Source organism: Granulicella pectinivorans (genome assembly GCF_900114625.1).
GTDB lineage: Bacteria > Acidobacteriota > Terriglobia > Terriglobales > Acidobacteriaceae > Edaphobacter > Edaphobacter pectinivorans.
In genome coordinates, this window is the sequence record NZ_FOZL01000001.1 from 32,655 (window position 1) to 50,607 (window position 17,953).

Consider the following 17,953-nt stretch of genomic DNA (forward strand, 5'->3'; position numbering starts at 1 on the left):
TACAATCAGCGGATGGCTGAAAGCACTCCCCTTCCCTATCCGCAGGCACGCACGGTCGATCAGACAGACATCTACTTCGGCACACCGATCGCCGATCCGTACCGGTGGATGGAGGATTTGGATGCGCCCGAAGTCGCCGCCTGGGTGAAGGCCGAGAATGCCCTGACGCAGGGCTGGCTGAGCGAGGTTTCCGAACGCAATGCGCTGCGAACGCGACTGATGGAGTTGATCAATTACGAGCGGTTTACGGCGCCTTCGCGGCGTGGGACGCGGTTCTTTTATACGCACAATACAGGGCTGCAGAACCATCCGGTGGTGTTCTGGCAGGAGGGCCTGGACGGGGAGCCGCAGGTGCTGATCGATCCGAATACGCTTTCGGCCGATGGGACGGTGGCACTTTCGGGTCGCAGGACGACCGACGACGGCAGCCTGACGGCCTACTCGCTGGCCGAGGCTGGATCGGACTGGATTACGTGGCGGGTGCGGGATGTGACGACGGGGCAGGATCTGCCGGATGTCGTGGCCTGGTCGAAGTTCAGCTCGGCGGCCTGGGTGAAGGACAACTCGGGGTTCTTTTACTCGGGCTATGGTGAGCCGACCGAGACGACGCTAAAGACCGCGAACTACTTCCACAAGGTCTTTTTTCACGCGCTGGGTACGCCGCAGACGGAGGATGTGCTGGTCTTCGACCGGCCCGACGACAAGGAGCTGAACCTGCATGCGGAGGTGACCGACGACGGGCGCTATCTGCTGATTGCACAGAGTCGGGGGACGAGTCCGAATAACCAGATCACGCTGATGGACCTTGCGACGAAGGAGGTGCATCCGCTGATTACGACGGAGGAGGCAGTCTTCGATCCGATCGACAATGTGGGGACGGTCTTCTTCTTTCGGACGACGCTGGACGCGCCGAAGGGGAAGGTGATCGCGATCGATCTGGCCGATCCGGCGCGGGAGCGATGGCAGACCTTGATTGCGGAGACGGAGAATCCGCTGGATACGGTTTCGCTGGTCAACCATCTCTTTATCGCGCAGTATCTTGCGGATGCGCAGAGTCATGTGGAACTGCACCGGATGGACGGGACGCATGCGGGCACGCTGGCGTTGCCGGCGATCGGGACGGCCGGTGGGTTCGGCGGCGAACGTACCGATACCGAGACCTTCTATACGTTTACCAACTTCAATACGCCGGCGACGGTGTATCGGCTGGACTTGACCACCCTTGGGAGCAGGATCTACCGGCAACCGAAGCTGGCATACGATCCGGCGGCGTTTGCGACGAGCCAGGTGTTTGTCGAGAGCAAGGATGGGACGCGGGTGCCGCTATTTCTGACGCATCGGAAGGGCATGGCGCTCGACGGCACGAACCCCACGCTGCTGTACGGGTATGGGGGCTTCAACGTGACGCTGCAGCCGGCGTTCTCCCCGACCTACGTGCTGTGGATGGAGATGGGCGGCGTGTACGCGCAGGCTGGATTGCGCGGCGGCGGAGAGTACGGCGAGGCGTGGCATGAGGGCGGGATGAAGGCGAAGAAGCAGAACGTCTTCGACGACTTTATTGCGTGTGCGGAGTATTTGATCGCGAGCGGGTATACGAGTTCTCCGAAGCTGGCGATCCAGGGTGGGTCAAACGGAGGGCTCCTGGTGGCGGCGTGCGCGTTGCAGAGGCCGGATCTGTTTGGTGCAGCGATCGCGCAGGTGGGCGTGATGGATATGCTGCGGTTCGACAGGTTCACGATTGGGTGGGCGTGGAAGGCGGACTATGGCTCACCGTCGGAGAACGAGGACGAGTTCAGGGCGATCGTGAAGTATTCGCCGCTGCACAATGTGAACGCCGGTGTTGCGTATCCGACGATGCTAATTACAACGGCGGATCACGACGATCGCGTGTTTCCGGCGCACAGCTTCAAGTTCGCGGCGACGATGCAGGCGGCAGGTGGGCCGAATCCGGCGCTGATCCGCGTCGAGGTGCGCGCAGGACATGGGGCGGGGATGCCGCTTGGGAAGCGCGTGGAGATGATTGCGGATGAATATGCGTTTCTGGTGCGAGCGTTGAGGATGGAGTTCAGGCTTGAGACGCGAGCTTAGCGTCCCACTCCTCCACCGGGAACGGATACTTGAGCGCGATGAAGAAGAGAGCGATCAGGACAAGCGCCTTGATCTGGCCGCCGTGCGACTGATGGCGATAGATGAATTCGGTCTCAGGTACGAAAAGGATAGCGAAGCAGACGAATGCCTCGACGAGCCCCTTGTACTCGCGTCCTGACTGCTTCGCAATCAGGGCGAAGATCACCAGGAGCGCCCAAGGCACGTAGAGATGGATGAGCGTGTAGTCAAACGAGGTGGGCGGCAGAAGGATGGAGGCAATACAGAGACTCAATACCTGGTTGAGCACTGGGAGTTTACGGATGCGAACGAAGTAGAGAATGAAGCCGGCAAGGGCCGCGAGGGGGAGATATGCCGTGAGGATCGGATCGAGTCCGGCTGATTGCAGGTGACGATAGAGCAACGTTTTAATGATGCCGAAGATTGAATGGTCAGATCCGGTTTCCGGATGAATTTGCAGCATTTCGATGGAGCGAAACTTGGCAATTGCCTGGTTGTTGAGCCGCAGTGATTCCGCCACGTGTGGGTACACGAGCCACAAGGATGGGGGCTGAATGAGGGCGGCGACGACAAAGCCAACGGTGAACGCACGGTATTGGCGCCGTGCTAGCAAAAGTCCAAGAAAGACGAAGGGAAAGATCTTCATACCGCCAGCAATACCGAAACAGATGGCCGCAATGTAGCTGAGATCTTCGAAGAAGGCCCACACGCCCAGGGAAACAACAAGCCATACACATATCTCCATGTTGGCCTGCTTGATCTCAAACCAAAGCGGATAGGAGGTCACATACGCGGCAGAGAGAAGCATGATCGTGGCTTTTCGACTCAGCCCACGGGCGATAAGGGCTCGACCGAAGAGGACCGCCGCAATAAGAAACGAGACCAGGATGAAGGTCAGGAAGATGACAAGGTCATAGGGCCGAAAGAGAAAGAAAAAGCGGTAAAGCACCGCAATGGGTGCTGGATACATACAAAGAGGATCTTTGAGGTCAGTGAAGAAGGCGAGGGTATGAAAGTGCGTGAAGCGAGGTCGCAGACTGACAATGTCGGGAAAATATTCGTAGAGCAGCGGACTGCTGTAGGGACGGCCCCAGCGCAAGATAAACTTGCTGATGAATTCCACGGTGAGTGCAAGCAGCAGCAAGGAGGACGCAACTGCGGCGAAGATCCTCAATGGTCGTGGGTATTCGTTCAGGATGCGTATCCGCAGCGGTTCAATCGACATGCAGTTCGCGCTCCACAATGGAGATAGACCTGTGCTTCATCTGGAGATACATGCGTCCGAGGTACTCCCCAAGAATTCCAAGGAGCATGGCGTTGATGCTGAGGGAGCCGAGGATGAGGGTTGTAATCGTCGTGAAGCCGGCCGGCGCACGGAAGCCCACCGTGAAGTAGGCGATCAGGTAGCCGATGATGGCCAGAACCGTAACAAGCGATACCGTGACGCCGATGTACGTTCCGACACGCAAGGGAACGACGGACTGATTGATGATGCCGTCCAGAGCGAGCATCACATTGTCGTAGACGCTGAACTTGGTTTCGCCGATCGTTCTTGCTGCGCGTGCGTAGTCCACGCCAAGCTGCTTGAAACCAAGTGTCGCGATCGTTCCTCGCAGATAGGGTGTCGTGCCATGGTCCATGGTACCAAGCTCTTGAATCACGCGTCTGCTGATGAGCCGAAAATCCCCTGCATTCTGGGGGATGTGATCCTCCGAAAGAAAGTCCACGATCCAGTAGAAGACCCTGCGTGCAGCACGCCACTTCCAGCCCTCCACACGGCTCTTGCGAATGCCGTACACGACATCGTTGCCCTCGAGCCAATGATCGAGAAAGACCGGAATCAACGAAGGAGGGTCCTGGAGATCACAATCCAGCTGAATGGCCGCGTCACCCGTGCATTTGAGATAAGCCGTCAGGATGGAACGCTGATAGCCAACGTTGCGAGAAAATCGATAGGCGCGGATCCTGGAGTCCGCGCGAGCCAATAGTCGCAGCATGTCAGGGGTCTTATCGGTACTATGGTTGTCCGTGAAGACGAACTCAAAATCGAAGCGATCAGACAGAGTTGCGAGGATAGGGGTGACCGTCTCATACAAGGGAAGGAGATTGTCCTCCTCGTTATAGACAGGAATGATGAGGGAAACAAGGGGCTTGCCGTTAGCCATGGGTTCTGCGGGCCTCAGCGGAGTGGAATCTCTGCACAGCGAGCGTCGTGGAGTTTCTGCAGTATATAACACCCCCCCACGATCACCCTGCAACGCCCTGCTCCCTTAGAGCTGAGCGCAGATCGTCAAAGCTTTCTGCGACCGTATGCATGGTCAGGTCGGGATGAAGACTCCTGAGTTTATCGATACGCAGGCCTGCATCCAAAGGACGCGGAGCCCGTTGACCAAGCGCTGTGGTGGATACGCCTTCGATGAGCGATGCATCCAGGCCCAGCTCTTCTGCGACACGGCGCGCAAACTCAAGGCGACTCAGCAACTCGGGTCCGCAGACATGAAAGATGCCGGAAGCACCACGTTCAACAAGGGTCTGGGTCACGGTCGCAAGATCCACATTATAGGTTGGCGTGGAGACCTGATCGTTAGGCACACGCATTGTCTCCCCCGCCGCCAGCTTTCGCATCAGGCCATAGACGAAGTTCTTCCGCTCGCGGTCGAGACCGTACACGACGGTCGTACGCAGGATCAACGCGTCAGGGCAGGCTTCTCGAACGGCTAACTCGCCCCGCCATTTGCTGCTTCCGTAGACGCTCAGCGGGTGAGCGTCATCCTCTTCCAGATAGGGGCCACCCATTCCATCAAAGACATACTCCGTGGAGAAGTAGACAAACGGAATGCCACGTCGTGCAGCCACTACGGCGAGGGCGCCAGGTGCTTCTGTATTTACACGTGTGGCCAGTGCCTGCTGGTCTTCGCAGGCCTCGACGTTGGTCATTCCTGCAAGGCAAAAGATCGCATGCAGGGGAACACTCGCCAAAACGCGCTCTGCGTCATCCGCTGTCGCGATGGCGGCGAGATCAAGGGGTAGCCATCCCGGGATTAAGTCCGCAGCGCGTGTTGTCGGAAGCGCATGGTCGCCAAGACGACTCAGCATCTGCCTTCCGATCTGGCCCGTCGCCCCAATGATCAGAGAGCGTGACTGCTGCTTCATTGCCTGGCCTCAAAGCGAAATGGGCTCTCAAACTCCGCAAATGGGATTAGTGCGCGGTCGCGAGCCGAGATGATGAGATCGTCCCCCGGCCATGGTGCGCCGAAGGAACTCCACAGGACGCCCTGATCGTGTACGGGATCATGCTCGGAAGTCACGTGATACATCACATCAGCAGGTCCATTGAGAACCACAAAACCATGCGCAATTCCGCTTGGCAAGTAGACGGCGTTGTTCGCCTGCACGGAAAGCTCATAGACCGCATGCTCCCCGAATGTGGGGGAACCGACTCTCAGATCGAGTGCGACGTCCCACACGGCACCGGAGACACAATACACCAGCTTCGCATGGTCGACCGGGGGAACCTGGAAATGCATCCCTCGCAAAACCCTGTCGTTCGAGACAGTATGAAAGGTCTCGACGAAATCCCCCCGTAGTCCCTGCCGCTCAAACGCGGAACGCTGCACTGTCTTTACAAACAGACCGCGATCGTCCTCAAATGCAGGAAACTGAACGGAAAAACATCCGGGGAGTTGGCTCTCCGTAAAACAGAGGTTACGAGAGCGGGTGTTCTTTGGCGGAATTGCGATGGATGACATATCGTCTTTGGATCATACAAAAGGAGCCAGGAGTTGCTTGCCTCTCTCGTGCGTCCCTGAGCGGCTTTCTGACCTGTTATATATACTCGTGCGTAAACGTCTCTACGTTGGAGTCTCCCTGCTTACATCGCACCCCATCGTTTCCGGCATGCCGGATTCAGATTCGCCCTCCTTCTCACATCCGGCAATCGAGGATCCCGGACCAGTGAACCGCGTTTTCTACCCGGCTCTGGACGGCGTGCGAGCCCTGGCGTTTTTGATGGTCTTCGGCCAGCACTACTTCGGGCTGTCGTGGGGCTGGACGGGCGTCGATATTTTCTTCGTCCTCTCAGGTTTTCTGATCACGGGCATTCTTTTCGACACGAAGGAAAAGCCGCACCGTGTGTGGAACTTCTATATCCGACGCACACTCCGGATCTTTCCGCTGTACTATGCGGCGTTCCTGCTCGTGCTGCTGACGTGGCCGCTTTTCAAGTGGCAGATCGATACGACATGGCTCGTCTGGCCGGCTTATCTCGGCAACTTCGCGCGTTTTCTGCATCCTTACACCCCGGATTCTCCCCTGCAGCTTCTTGCCGATGCACAACCGCTAAGCCGGACCATTCATGGTCTTCGCCTTTACCTCGGCCACTTCTGGTCGCTGTGCGTGGAAGAGCAGTTCTACCTGCTATGGCCATGGGTGGTCTTCTGGGTGAAGGATCGCAAACGTCTGCTGTGGCTTTGCCTCGCGGTCGTCGTCCTGACTCCTGTTGCGCGCGCGATCGGGAACGACCGGCTGCCGGAGTTCATGCTGAATGGCGAGGTCCTCTATCGCGCCACGTTCTTCCGAGCCGACAGCCTTCTGCTGGGTGGCCTCCTTGCGCTGCTGCTGCGTGGAGGCCACGGTGCGGCGCTCTACAAGGCAGCTCGTGTCGTCTTCGCACTGTGTGTCGCGACAGTCATCGTCTGGCTTGTACTGAATCCGGACGCGCGCACGCTGCGTTACGACGACTACCCGGACTGGAAGTTCACCTGGGGACTGACCTTCATCGATATCTTCGCTGCCGCGCTGATCGTGCTCGCCATCCAGCCGCGTTCGTGGACAAGCAGGATCTTCTCTCCGGCACCCCTGCGGTGGATCGGTCGCATCAGCTACGGGGCCTACGTGCTGCATGATATTCCGAAGGCCTTCTACTACAAGGCCGTGAAGTCTATGCCCGGCAACAGCATGTTCAACGCATCCGTCCTTGGCCTGATCTGCACGCTTATCCTCGCGTCACTCAGCTTCCATTTCTTCGAATCACCGTTTATCCGCCTGAAGGAGCGGTGGACCAGGTAAGCATGCAGCCCAAGGTCAATCTTGATGTGATGCGCTCGTTTGCCATTGGACTGGTCGTGCTGGACCATGTCCTGCTCGCTCAGAAGGTCGCCGTTGTGGGGCGATGGGAGCCGGCGTGGATTGGCGTCGCCGGGGTGTATATGTTCTTCGTGCACACTTGTCTGGTGCTGATGTGGTCTCTGGAACGCAAGCCGCACACGTTGGACTTTTATATTCGCCGCGGCTTCAGGATCTATCCGCTGGTATTGGTGGCCTTGTTGTTTGCGGTCGTGTTGCGGGCACCCGTGGGAGGAAGCCCCAACGATTTCTTCGTTGCCATCCATCCGGATCTCCAAACAATACTCTCGAACGGCACGCTGACGCAGAACCTCTTCGACCGGGATAACATCCTGGGCGTGCTGTGGTCGCTGCCGTTGGAGGTGGATATGTACCTCCTGCTGCCTGTGCTGTTCTTCTTTGTGCGCCGGAACTTCACTCTTTGGCCTCTGCTTTTGTTCTGGGCGCTGGCGGCAGGGCTGAGCTTCAGGATGCTCGAGGACGGCAACCAGTTCGCCACGGTGATTCCGTGCTTTCTGCCCGGCGTGATGGCCTATGTCCTGTTTCGACGGGTGCGGCCACGCGCACCGGGATGGTTGTTTCCAGGGTTCCTGCTTCTGCTGACGGTATTGTTTATGATGTGGCCTTCAGTGGGAGCTTCGTGGCCGCTTTGCCTTGCGCTTGGGATTGGTCTTCCCTTCTTTCATCCGATCAACTTCGGGCTTGTGGCGCGGGTAAGCCACGAGATAGCGAAGTACTCCTATGGGATCTACCTGAGCCATCCGTTTGCGCTTGTGTTCGGATTCTATGTGCTGGCTGGGCGGTCGCTGTGGATGCAGTTGGGCGTGACGATCGTGGCTATCGCGGTACTCTCAGTAGCGGCTTATCACCTGCTGGAGAAGCCGATGATCAACCTCGGAGCGAAGCTCGCGGCCAAGGCCGAAAAGCGCTACGAGCAGAAGCATCTGGACGCGTATCTCTAGATCTTCTGCACGCGGTGGACGTCCTGCACGCCGGGAACCTTGCGCAGATTCAATACCAGACGGTTCAGATGACGCACGTCGACCGTCTCCACCACGAAGTCGACGATCGCGTTGCCGTCGGGCGTGGGCTTGGTATCGACGCTGCGGATGTTCGTGCCCTCGTCCGAGATGATGGCCGTGAACTCCTTGAGCATGCCGGCGCGATCCTCGCAGAGTACGGTGAGCTTCACAGGATATGTCTGCTGCTTCACTGTGCCGGGCTCCATGGGAGGTGCGGACCACTCGACCTGGATGCGGCGATCGGACTCGTACAACAGGTTCTGCACGTTGGGACAGCTTCGGGCATGGACCGCGACACCCTTACCGCGCGTCACATAGCCGACGATCTCTTCACCACGGATGGGGTTACAACAGCGTGCGCGGTAGACGAGCAGGTCATCCTGGCCTTCGACCTGGAGCGAGTCCGATCCCTTTCCGAAGAAGACGCGCTTGACCGCGTCGGACATCTGGCCGATAGCATTGCCGACACCGGCTTCGGGCGCGGGCGCCTCGACGGGTAGCGTACTGCCGGGTTCGAGCTTGTTGAGCACCTGGCGGGCAGTGAACTTGCCGAAGCCGACGCCGGCCAGAAGCTCGGCCTGGGTGCCGAGGCCGTACTCTCCGGCAACCTTGTCGTAGTCGGCCTCGGAGTACTTGCTGAGCGCCATCTTGTACTTGCGGGCCTCGCGGTCGAGGAGCTTCTTGCCGACCTCGATGGCGCGCTCGCGCTGGTGCTCATTGAGCCAGTGCTTGATCTTGTTGCGTGCGCGGGAACTCTTGGTAAAGGTGAGCCAGTCGCGGCTGGGCGCGTGGCCAGCCTGCGTGGTGATCTCGACGATATCGCCGTTGCGCAGCTTGGTGCGGAGGGGCACGATGCGGTTGTTGACCTTCGCGCCGATAGTGGTGTTTCCGACCTCGGTGTGGATGGTATACGCGAAGTCGATGGGGCTGGCGTCCTTGGGCAGGACGACGACCTTGCCCTTGGGGGTAAAGGTGTAGACCTCCTCGGGGTACATATCCATCTTGAGCGTGGACATGAACTCGTTGGGGTCGGTCATCTCCTTCTGCCACTCCAGCATCTGGCGAACCCAGGCGAGCTTCTGCTCGTCCTTGGCGGTCACGGAGTCGGATGCCTTGTACTTCCAGTGGGCAGCGATTCCCTCTTCAGCGACGCGATGCATCTCCTCGGTGCGAATCTGCACCTCGAACTGGTGGCCACCGGGGCCGATGAGGGTTTCGTGGAGAGATTGGTACTGGTTCTGGCGGGGTTGGGAGATGAAGTCCTTGCTGCGGCCGGGGACGGGATGCCATGTGGTGCGGAGCGGATAAAGCAGTGCGTAACACTCCGCCACGGTTTTACAGATGATGCGGACGGCAAGCAGGTCGAAGACCTGTTCGACCGGAACGTTCTGCGTCGTGAGCTTCTGCTGGATGGAGTAGAGACGCTTGACGCGGGATTCAACGCGGCCCTGGATGTGGTGCTGGACGAGCAGCGTCTCGATGTTGCCGACGACGGTTTCAAGGAAGCGCGTGTTCGGGCCGCTCAGGGCTTCGACCTCCTTCTCCAGTTTCTGGTAGGCGAAGGCGTCTGTGTACTTGAAGGCGAGGTCTTCGAGTTCGCCGCGCAGCTTGCCCATGCCGAGACGGTGCGCGAGCGGGGCGTAGACCTCGAGGGTCTCACGGGCGATGCGCTGCTGCTTTTCGGGCTTCAACGCGCCGAGCGTGCGCATGTTGTGCAGGCGGTCGGCCAGCTTGATGATGACGACGCGCATGTCCGAGACCATGGCGAGAAGCATCTTGCGGATGTTTTCGGCCTGGTGGTCTTCGCGGTTGGCGAACTTGATCTTGTCGAGTTTGGTGACGCCCTCGACGATATGCGCGACCTGGTCGCCGAAGCGAACGGCGATCTCTGGGGAGGTGACGTCGGTGTCCTCAACGGCGTCGTGCAGCAGACCGGCGGCGATGGCGGTCGAGTCCATCTTGAGTTCGGCGAGGATCTGGCCGACCTCCAGCGGATGGATGATGTAGGGCTCGCCACTGGCGCGGTTCTGGCCCTTATGCTGTTGCAGGCAGAAGAGCCACGCCTTGCGGATGATCTCGAGATCGTCGCTGGGGCGGTTGATCTGCACGGTGCGGAGAAGCGTCTCGAACTGGGCGTCGATGTCGGCGGGAACTTCCGGGGGGAAGCCGGGCACGAATTCGGCGGAGGAGATGCCGTTGGCAAGCTCCACCTGCGGCGAAAGCGGAGGAAAGGCTCCGCTGGGTTCGTTGAGCGACGTTGCGGGCGATTCCAGGGCAATCCCGCTCTCGGGCGTCCCGGGCGCTTGCACCGGGGCGGCAGAACCGAAAGGATCAGGGGAGACCTTGGGATCGATTGCCATAGGTCATTATAAGCGGGCAATCTGGAACTGGCGTGGCAACGGCGGAAAACCGCGTTTTACGGGACTGCCGGGCCGAGGATACGGATCGAGTGAAGCCACTTTTCCGCCAGCGACGGCCAGACGCCGATCGGGAGCGCGGTCGCCCGCAATCCGTAGCCGTGGCCACCCTCGGCGTAGATATGCATCTCCGCCGGCACCTTCGCGTCTTTCAGGGCGAGGAAATAGAGCACGCTGCTCTCCACCTTCACGCCATCGTCTTCCGCCTGCACGAGGAACGTCGGAGGCACGTTGGCCGTGGGTTTGACCGCCTCGACGACCTTCCCGTTCTCGGTGGTGTAGGCCGGATAGACGATCATCTGGAAGGCAGGCCGCTCCGCACCCGTGGGGCCAGGAGCCTTCGGGTTGCTGTGATCATCCGGATGGGTACTGAGAACAACCGCCAGGTGCGCGCCGGCAGAAAAACCGACGACGCCGATCTTGCTCTGGTCGATACCCCACTCCGCGGCGTGCTCGTGCGTGATGCGCATGGCCTGCTGGGCGTCCTCGAGATCCTCGACGTTCTCCGGGAAGCGGCCCGGCTCCGGGACACGGTACTTCACCATCAGGCAGGTCATCCCCAGAGAGTTCAGCCACTGGCAGACCTCGACGCCTTCGTGCAGGTCGGCGAGCAGGGAGTAGCCTCCGCCGGGGAAGACCACCGCCGCCGCCCCGTTGTTTTTGCCCGCAGGGGCCGGGAAGAGCGTCAGGCTGGGCTTGCTGATGTTGGTGACGCGCGTGGAGGTCTTGCCCAGGATCATCCTGTCCCGGTCCGTGGTGGGATCGATCTCCGGGCCGACGACCCTGCTCGGCTCGGGGGTACCGTTAGGCCAGAGCGGGAGTGTGCGCTGCTGCGCCAGACTGGGGACCGCCGCGAGAAGGAGAAGAGACGCGAGAATTTTCATCCGAGCCATGCTACGGCATCAGCACGGTAGAATCGACAGAGATCATCATGTCCGAACAAACGTTTCTGCCCGTAGAAGAACAACTCGACCTCATCGCCAAAGGCGCTGCCGAAATCCTTCCTTTGGAAGCCCTGAAAGAGCGGCTTGCGAAGTCTGTCGCCAGCGGTGTGCCGCTGCGCATCAAGGCCGGCTTCGACCCCACCGCGCCCGACCTGCACCTGGGCCATACGGTGCTGATCCGCAAGCTGCGGCACTTCCAGCAGCTTGGGCACACGGTCATCTTCCTGATCGGCGATTCGACCGCCCTGATCGGCGATCCGACCGGGCGCAACGTCACGCGGAAGCCGCTGACGCCGGAGCAGATTGCCGAGAACGCGCAGAGCTACAAGGAGCAGGTCTTCAAGATTCTCGATCCCGAGAAGACCGAGGTGCGGTACAACTCCGAGTGGCTGGACAAGCTGAGCTACTACGACATGGTGAAGCTGATGGCTCAATTTACCGTGTCGCAGATGCTCGAACGGGAGGACTTCACCAAGCGCTTCAACGCCGAGCAGCCGATCGCGCTGCACGAGCTGATCTACCCCATCGCGCAGGGTTTCGACTCGGTCGCGCTCCAGTGCGACGTGGAGCTGGGCGGCACGGACCAGAAGTTCAACCTGATGCGCGGACGCGATCTGCAGAAGCACTATGGGCAACCGCAGCAATCGATCCTGATGGTGCCGATCCTGGAAGGACTGGACGGCGTGCAGAAGATGTCGAAGTCTTATGGGAATGCCATCGGCATCCATGAGCCGGCGCCGGAGATGTATGGCAAGGTGATGAGCATCTCGGACGAGCTGATGTGGCGCTTCTGGACACTGCTGACCGACCTGCGCACCAGCCAGATTGAGGCGATGAAGGCCGATATCGCAAGTGGTGCGCTGCATCCGATGCAGGCGAAGAAGAACCTCGCGCATACGATTACGGCGGACTTTCATTCTGTGGCCGAGGCCGACGCGGCGGCGGAGAGCTGGGCAACGCAGTTTCAGCAGAGGGGCGTTGCGGAGGATGCTCCGACCGTGGAGATCGACACCGCGAGTGAAGGTTTGACGGATGCCGCGACCGGCGAGTTGAGGATTCCGAAGCTGCTCGCGATGACTGGACTGGCTGAATCGGCAGGCGACGCGACACGCAAGCTGGCGGCCAATGCCGTGAGCCTAAATGGAGCCAAGATCGCCGCACGCACCCTGAGCCGCGAGGCGCTGGGTGAATCTCCGGTGCTGCGACTGGGTAAGCGGCAGGTTCGAGTCGTCTGGGTTTAGCTGATCCTGATCGGGACCTCGCAACCTTCGCGGGCGGAGCCAGCATCCTACTGTGCATTATGGCCGCCCGCTCCGTTCTCGCCCTGGTCGTTCTCAGTGTTCTCCCGGTTCCGTGCCGCGCACAGAGCGCCCAGGCACTGGTCCAGCAGGCTGTGAACACGGAGCTTGCCGCAGCACGCAATGACCACTCGCTGTGGCACTATCGCATGCGCGAAACGCAGGAGAACAACAGCGTCTACGACGTGGTCGACACGGCAAACGGCGAGGTAAAACAGAAGATCGCTGAGTCCGGGCGTCCGCTGACGCCGCAGGAGCGCGCCGCTGAAGAGGCCAAAGTCCACTCCTTCGTCACCGACAAGCGCGCGCAGGCCAAGCAGAAGCGCGATGGCGAGCAGGATGACAAGAGCGCCGAGAAGCTGCTGAACCTTCTGCCGAAGGCGTTCACATGGACGCTCGCGAACTCAGACGGCAACGACCTCACCCTGCACTTTGTGCCCGATGCGAACTTCAAGGCACCCGATATCGAATCGCGCGTGCTGGCCGCGATGGAGGGCGACCTCATCGTCGACCGGCAGCAGCATCGCATCCGTGTCATTCGCGGAAGGCTCTCGCACGACGTCAACATTGGCTTCGGGATGCTGGGCAAGCTGCGTGAGGGCGGTACGTTCAATGTCGAACGCAGCCAAATTGCGCCGGGGCTGTGGCAGATCACTGAGACTCACGTTCACATCGACGGACGCGCCCTGCTGTTCAAGACCATCGGGCAACAGACGGATGAAGTGAAGTACAAGTTCGAGCCGCTGCCCTCGAACATCACGTTGAACGAAGCAGCAAATATGATTGAGACCCGCTAGCTGTTGACAAACGATCATTAGTTCTACAAAGTGGAACTAATGATCGGCGAGTTCGAATACCTCATCCTTGCAGCCAGCCTCCGCCTCGATAGTGAGGCATATGGTGCAGCGATCCGTCGCGAGATCGAAGACGCTACCGGTGGCCCATGCTCGATCGGCGCGCTGTACACGACGCTCGATCGCCTGGAAACAAAGGGCCTGGTGAAGACGTGGATGGGCGAGGCAACGGCCCAGCGTGGCGGGCGCGCCAAACGCATGGTGCAGGTGACGCCCGCGGGCCGCAGAGACGCGTCGGCGTTCTTCTCTGCCGTGTTGCGCATTACCGGAGACATCGCTTGGGGGCCTCAGTGAGGCGAGCGCTGTGGCTGGTGACGGAGTGGGTGGCGCGCGGCCTTGCTCCGCACGAACGTGAAGCCGTGTTAGGCGATCTGGCCGAATCCAACCGCACCTTTGCTGCAAGCGTAGGAGATATTGCCGGTCTTGCGCTGCGACGCGGCGCCGCTTCCTGCACCGAGCCTCGCACTGCGATTGCCTTCTTTGTCCTTGTGCTGCCGCTGAGCTTTCTCCTCACTGCGCTGGCGCGGAGTACGGCATCGAGCGTCGCGATCTCACTGTGGTTCTGGATCGATAACGCGGACACGCATCTTTTGCAGAATGCGGGGTTCTGGGTTGGTGTCACTGACGTCATGCCACGTCTTCTCTCCGCATGCGCGATGCTCGCGTTCTACGCGTGGTCGGCGGGAACGCTTGCTGTGTGCGTCTCACGCACCACGGCCAGGTTGCTGTGCGTGATGATTGCGCTGATGGCGGCGGTATGGCCGGTGTTCTCTGCCCCCCGCTACGGACCCCAGAACGACGCGGTCTTCCATCTCACGTTTTATCGCGTCGTCTTCCCTTGCCTGCTGCCGTGCATCTTCGTGCTGCTGCCGGCGCTCTTTGCCCTTCGTACCTCACGCATGGAGAACGCATGAAGCCTTTCCGCGGACTTTGCCTGCTCGCCCTTGTTCTGTCAGCCCATGGGCAACATCCCTTGCCGACGGATGTGAAGACGACGCCCGATGTCCTGATTCCGGCGGCGCAACGCAGGATCGCACCGGACTTTACGCTCACCGATAACCGGGGCACACCCCTGACGCTCTCGGCCTACAAAGGCACGGTCGTCCTGCTGGACTTCTGGGCGACGTGGTGCGGCGGATGCAAGCTCGAACTGCCCTGGTACATCGAGTTCGACAGGGAGTATCGCGAGCGTGGCCTCGCCGTCATCGGAGTGTCGACGGACGACGACGGCATGAAGATCGTGAAGCCGTTTATGTCGGAATGGCATATGGACTACCCTGTCGTGATCGGGACGCCGGTAATGGAGAAGAGCTTTGGCCTGGGGCAGATGCCGCTGACGCTTCTGATCGATCGCGAAGGCCGCATCGCGCTGTCGCACGCCGGAGTTGTTGATCGCGTGGACTTCGAGAAGCATATTCGGGAGTTACTGCGATAACGCTGGCGGACGATCGGCGCTATTCTGAAGCGGATGGGAAATACACCGTATCCGCAGACCGACCGTGACCTGATCCGGCGCATCGAGCGCAGCCCGAACCACCGCGCCGGGTATAAGCAGTTGGTGCGCGAGCTTGGTCTGGGTGGCGGGCGTGAGCGCAGGCTTCTTCTGGAGCAGCTCGGTCGGATTACGCTGCGTGGCGACCTGGTCAAGATCGACGCGGAGATGTGGTCTCTGCCCGCGGCGGCACCGGAGAAGACGGCGCGGCCTTCGCGTGCCGTGGAGCCGAAGCTTCCGGAAGAGCATCGTGCCACGCGCGACCGTCTGCTGACGGGCAGGCTCGATCTGCATCGGGATGGCTTCGGATTTGTGCGGCCTGAAGGGATGGCCAATCGCGATGAGGATCTGTTTATTCCTCCGCATGAGATCAACGGCGCGATGCAGGGCGATCTCGTGCTCGTCGATGAAGCTCCGCGGGGACGCGACGGGCGTCGCTCCGGGCGCATTGCACGTGTGCTGACGCGGCGGAATCCGACGGTCGTCGGCATCTTCCACTACGCGCGGACGAGGCGGCGCAGCACCTGGGAAAACGCGCCGATGATCAATGGCAACTATGTGACGCCGCTCGACGAACGCATGGGTCAGCCGATCCTCATCCCCGACGGCCTGGAGTTGCCCGCGACGCAGACCACCGAAGTTGCGCATCGCGTGCTGGGTGAAGAGGCGCTGGCGGCCGCGTTCGACTGGAAGGATCCCGAGTTGCGGGAGCCGCTCGAAGGGCTTGCGGTCGATGTGGAGATTACCGACTTTCCTCTTCCTGGCAGGCCCGCGAAGGGGCGTGTGATTGAGGTACTGGGACGCCCCGACGACTTCGGGGTGGATGTCGAGATCGTCATCCGCAAGCACCACATCCCGCATGTCTTTCCGGCCAACGTGCTGGCGGAGGCGACGGCCTCGGCGGAGCAGACGGTCGATACGCTTGCAGAAGAAGATTTGAAGTGGCGCGAAGACTTCCGCCATCTCTCTATCGTCACCATCGATGGCGAGACCGCGCGTGACTTCGACGATGCCGTCCACGTCACGCCGCATCCGGATGGCACCTGGGAGCTGCAGGTGCACATCGCGGATGTGAGCCACTACGTGAGGCCCGGGACCGACCTCGATCTTGAAGCGCGTCTGCGCGGGACGAGCGTCTACTTCCCGGATCGAGCCGTGCCGATGCTGCCTCCGCAGCTTTCGAGCGGCATGTGTTCGCTGCGTCCCGATGAGGACCGGCTCGTGCTGTCGTGCATCATGCAGGTGGATGCGCGCGGCGAGATCAGCAGCTACCGCGTGGCCGAGGGCATCATCCGCTCGGCGCGGCGCATGACGTACACACAGGTGCAGGCGATTCTCGATCACGAGACCGTCGAGGATAAGACGATCCGCGATCAGTTCCTCGACCTCGGCGATACCTTCGAGAAGATGTATGCGCTGGCGCTGCTGCTCAACGCGAAGAGGAAGCGCCGCGGGTCCATTGACTTCGATCTGCCCGAGCCGGTGATCCGCTTCGATCCGCAGGGCAATATGGAGTCGATCGTACGGTCAGAGCGTGGATGGTCGCACCGGCTGATCGAGGAGTTCATGCTCTCGGCCAACGAGTGCGTGGCGCACTGGCTCGAAGCGCAGGCGCCGAGCATCTATCGCATCCACGAGATGCCCGATCCGAAGCGCATCGTGGAGTTCGAGGAGACAGCCGGGACGTTTGGGTACTCGCTCGGGATTGCGACGCTGCCGGTGAAGAAGGTCCAGATGAAGTCCGACCGGCGCGATGCGCGGGGCAGCGGCAAACAGGCACGTACGCACGAGGTGACGACCGACGAGATTCCCGTAACGCCGCAGATGTACCAGCGGTTGACGGCAAAGATCGCCGGCACGGCCGAGGAGAGGATCCTCGCATTCCTGATGCTGCGGTCGCTGAAGCAGGCGCGGTACAGCGAGCAGAACGTCGGACACTTTGCGCTGGCGAGTCCGAGCTACACGCACTTCACCTCGCCGATTCGGCGGTATCCGGATCTGATCGTGCATCGTTTGCTGCGTGCCTTGTTGCAGGGCGGCGCGGAGGCTGAAGGCGGTGCGATTCGGTCGGATGACCCGCAGCCATGGGCCGCGAAGGCAGCAGCCGCGGCAGGCGGTAAGAGGAAGTTCGTGGCTCGTCCGCAGTACGATGCCGAACCAATTCCGGTCGAAGAGCTCGCGGCGATTGCGGGCGAGTCAAGCCAGTCGGAGCGCAGGGCCGACGATGCCGAACGCGAGTTGATGGAGTGGAAGAAGATGCGCTTCATGCAGGATCGCGTGGGGGAGGACTTCTCTGCGATTATCCTCTCCTGCACGAAGTACGGTTTCTTCGTGGAGCTCGACGAACTGTTTATTGAAGGGCTGGTACCCATCGCATCGCTGGGGGCGCTGGATGGAGCGCGCGGACGAAGAACGGAAGAGGACCGATACGTCTTCCGGGATACGGACCGGCAGATCGTCGGGACGCGCTCGGGGCGTGTCTTCAAGATGGGACAGCGCGTGCGGGTGCTGCTGGACCGGATCGACCAGCAACAACGACGGTTGCAGTTTGCGCTGATCGGCGTGGATGGGCAGCAGCCGGCGGCAGAGTCGAAGCCAAGCCCTAACCGCAGCGGCAAGCCGAGGAAGTCGAAGACCAAGGAACGAACGAAGGACCGCAAGAACAAGGGTAAACGGAAGAAGAAGTAATGGGCTGG

15 protein-coding genes are annotated in these 17,953 nt (G+C 60.6%); 9 read left to right on the forward strand and 6 right to left on the reverse strand.

All coding sequences use genetic code 11. The features are described from left to right. The first annotated feature begins 12 nt into the window (after positions 1 to 12). Complete coding sequence (locus tag BM400_RS00165; RefSeq protein ID WP_089835502.1) at positions 13 to 2,088, forward strand: prolyl oligopeptidase family serine peptidase; 2,076 nt, start codon at positions 13 to 15, stop codon at positions 2,086 to 2,088. Here BM400_RS00165 and BM400_RS00170 read toward each other — a convergent pair. The 4 genes from BM400_RS00170 to BM400_RS00185 all read right to left on the reverse strand — a co-directional run bounded on the left by BM400_RS00170 (position 2,066) and on the right by BM400_RS00185 (position 5,855). Next, positions 2,066 to 3,331, reverse strand: coding sequence for a glycosyltransferase family 87 protein (locus BM400_RS00170; protein WP_089835504.1), 1,266 nt, complete (start codon positions 3,329 to 3,331; stop codon positions 2,066 to 2,068). The two genes, BM400_RS00165 and BM400_RS00170, sit on opposite strands and share 23 nt — an antisense overlap. After that, entirely contained in the window at positions 3,321 to 4,271 is a 951-nt protein-coding gene (locus tag BM400_RS00175; protein WP_089835506.1) for a glycosyltransferase family 2 protein, read from the reverse strand. Before BM400_RS00175 ends, BM400_RS00170 begins: the two co-directional genes overlap by 11 nt. A gap of 82 nt (positions 4,272 to 4,353) precedes the next feature. Continuing rightward, a complete protein-coding gene (locus BM400_RS00180; RefSeq protein WP_089835507.1) occupies positions 4,354 to 5,259 on the reverse strand; it encodes an SDR family oxidoreductase in 906 nt (301 codons plus the stop codon). Next, positions 5,256 to 5,855: a dTDP-4-dehydrorhamnose 3,5-epimerase family protein gene (locus BM400_RS00185; protein ID WP_089835509.1), complete on the reverse strand. Its 600-nt coding sequence runs from the start codon at positions 5,853 to 5,855 to the stop codon at positions 5,256 to 5,258. The genes BM400_RS00180 and BM400_RS00185 overlap by 4 nt, the downstream gene beginning before the upstream one ends. A gap of 205 nt (positions 5,856 to 6,060) precedes the next feature. Between BM400_RS00185 and BM400_RS00190 the strand changes: the two genes are divergently transcribed. Together BM400_RS00190 and BM400_RS00195 are read left to right on the forward strand one after the other, a co-directional pair. After that, positions 6,061 to 7,173 carry an acyltransferase family protein gene (locus BM400_RS00190; RefSeq protein WP_175528790.1) on the forward strand — a complete coding sequence of 371 codons (1,113 nt, stop codon included), beginning with the start codon at positions 6,061 to 6,063 and terminating at the stop codon, positions 7,171 to 7,173. After that, positions 7,161 to 8,192, forward strand: coding sequence for an acyltransferase family protein (locus BM400_RS00195; RefSeq protein ID WP_141223754.1), 1,032 nt, complete (start codon positions 7,161 to 7,163; stop codon positions 8,190 to 8,192). Before BM400_RS00190 ends, BM400_RS00195 begins: the two co-directional genes overlap by 13 nt. Here BM400_RS00195 and BM400_RS00200 read toward each other — a convergent pair. Next, complete coding sequence (locus BM400_RS00200) at positions 8,189 to 10,612, reverse strand: RelA/SpoT family protein (RefSeq protein ID WP_089835515.1); 2,424 nt, start codon at positions 10,610 to 10,612, stop codon at positions 8,189 to 8,191. The two genes, BM400_RS00195 and BM400_RS00200, sit on opposite strands and share 4 nt — an antisense overlap. Before the next feature lie 56 nt (positions 10,613 to 10,668). Then, positions 10,669 to 11,553 (reverse strand): alpha/beta hydrolase, encoded by an 885-nt coding sequence (locus BM400_RS00205; protein ID WP_089841307.1) that lies wholly within the window; start codon positions 11,551 to 11,553, stop codon positions 10,669 to 10,671. Between the two features lie 47 nt (positions 11,554 to 11,600). On the opposite strand from BM400_RS00205, the gene tyrS reads away from it, so the two are divergent. Genes tyrS through BM400_RS00235 form a run of 6 tightly spaced genes read left to right on the forward strand, consistent with a single transcriptional unit; the run spans position 11,601 to position 17,945 of the window. Next, entirely contained in the window at positions 11,601 to 12,854 is a 1,254-nt protein-coding gene (gene tyrS, locus BM400_RS00210) for a tyrosine--tRNA ligase (protein ID WP_089835518.1), read from the forward strand. A gap of 59 nt (positions 12,855 to 12,913) precedes the next feature. Further along, on the forward strand, positions 12,914 to 13,708 hold the full coding sequence (locus BM400_RS00215) for a hypothetical protein (protein ID WP_089835520.1): 795 nt from the start codon (positions 12,914 to 12,916) through the stop codon (positions 13,706 to 13,708). Positions 13,709 to 13,747: 39 nt separating this feature from the next. After that, on the forward strand, positions 13,748 to 14,059 hold the full coding sequence (locus BM400_RS00220) for a PadR family transcriptional regulator (RefSeq protein ID WP_089835522.1): 312 nt from the start codon (positions 13,748 to 13,750) through the stop codon (positions 14,057 to 14,059). Beyond that, complete coding sequence (locus BM400_RS00225; RefSeq protein ID WP_089835524.1) at positions 14,056 to 14,679, forward strand: hypothetical protein; 624 nt, start codon at positions 14,056 to 14,058, stop codon at positions 14,677 to 14,679. The genes BM400_RS00220 and BM400_RS00225 overlap by 4 nt, the downstream gene beginning before the upstream one ends. Beyond that, entirely contained in the window at positions 14,676 to 15,200 is a 525-nt protein-coding gene (locus BM400_RS00230) for a peroxiredoxin family protein (RefSeq protein ID WP_089835526.1), read from the forward strand. Before BM400_RS00225 ends, BM400_RS00230 begins: the two co-directional genes overlap by 4 nt. Positions 15,201 to 15,233: 33 nt before the next feature. Further along, complete coding sequence (locus BM400_RS00235; protein ID WP_089835528.1) at positions 15,234 to 17,945, forward strand: ribonuclease R family protein; 2,712 nt, start codon at positions 15,234 to 15,236, stop codon at positions 17,943 to 17,945. Positions 17,946 to 17,953: the final 8 nt, after the last annotated feature.

What these genes read in the sequence shown, in the direction of transcription:
- BM400_RS00165 (WP_089835502.1), top strand. Translation starts at nt 13, where the DNA reads ATGGCTGAAAGCACTCCCCTTCCCTATCCGCAGGCACGCACGGTCGAT.
- BM400_RS00170 (WP_089835504.1), bottom strand. Translation starts at nt 3,331, where the DNA reads ATGTCGATTGAACCGCTGCGGATACGCATCCTGAACGAATACCCACGA.
- BM400_RS00175 (WP_089835506.1), bottom strand. Translation starts at nt 4,271, where the DNA reads ATGGCTAACGGCAAGCCCCTTGTTTCCCTCATCATTCCTGTCTATAAC.
- BM400_RS00180 (WP_089835507.1), bottom strand. Translation starts at nt 5,259, where the DNA reads ATGAAGCAGCAGTCACGCTCTCTGATCATTGGGGCGACGGGCCAGATC.
- BM400_RS00185 (WP_089835509.1), bottom strand. Translation starts at nt 5,855, where the DNA reads ATGTCATCCATCGCAATTCCGCCAAAGAACACCCGCTCTCGTAACCTC.
- BM400_RS00200 (WP_089835515.1), bottom strand. Translation starts at nt 10,612, where the DNA reads ATGGCAATCGATCCCAAGGTCTCCCCTGATCCTTTCGGTTCTGCCGCC.
- BM400_RS00205 (WP_089841307.1), bottom strand. Translation starts at nt 11,553, where the DNA reads ATGAAAATTCTCGCGTCTCTTCTCCTTCTCGCGGCGGTCCCCAGTCTG.
- tyrS (WP_089835518.1), top strand. Translation starts at nt 11,601, where the DNA reads ATGTCCGAACAAACGTTTCTGCCCGTAGAAGAACAACTCGACCTCATC.
- BM400_RS00215 (WP_089835520.1), top strand. Translation starts at nt 12,914, where the DNA reads ATGGCCGCCCGCTCCGTTCTCGCCCTGGTCGTTCTCAGTGTTCTCCCG.
- BM400_RS00220 (WP_089835522.1), top strand. Translation starts at nt 13,748, where the DNA reads ATGATCGGCGAGTTCGAATACCTCATCCTTGCAGCCAGCCTCCGCCTC.
- BM400_RS00230 (WP_089835526.1), top strand. Translation starts at nt 14,676, where the DNA reads ATGAAGCCTTTCCGCGGACTTTGCCTGCTCGCCCTTGTTCTGTCAGCC.
- BM400_RS00235 (WP_089835528.1), top strand. Translation starts at nt 15,234, where the DNA reads ATGGGAAATACACCGTATCCGCAGACCGACCGTGACCTGATCCGGCGC.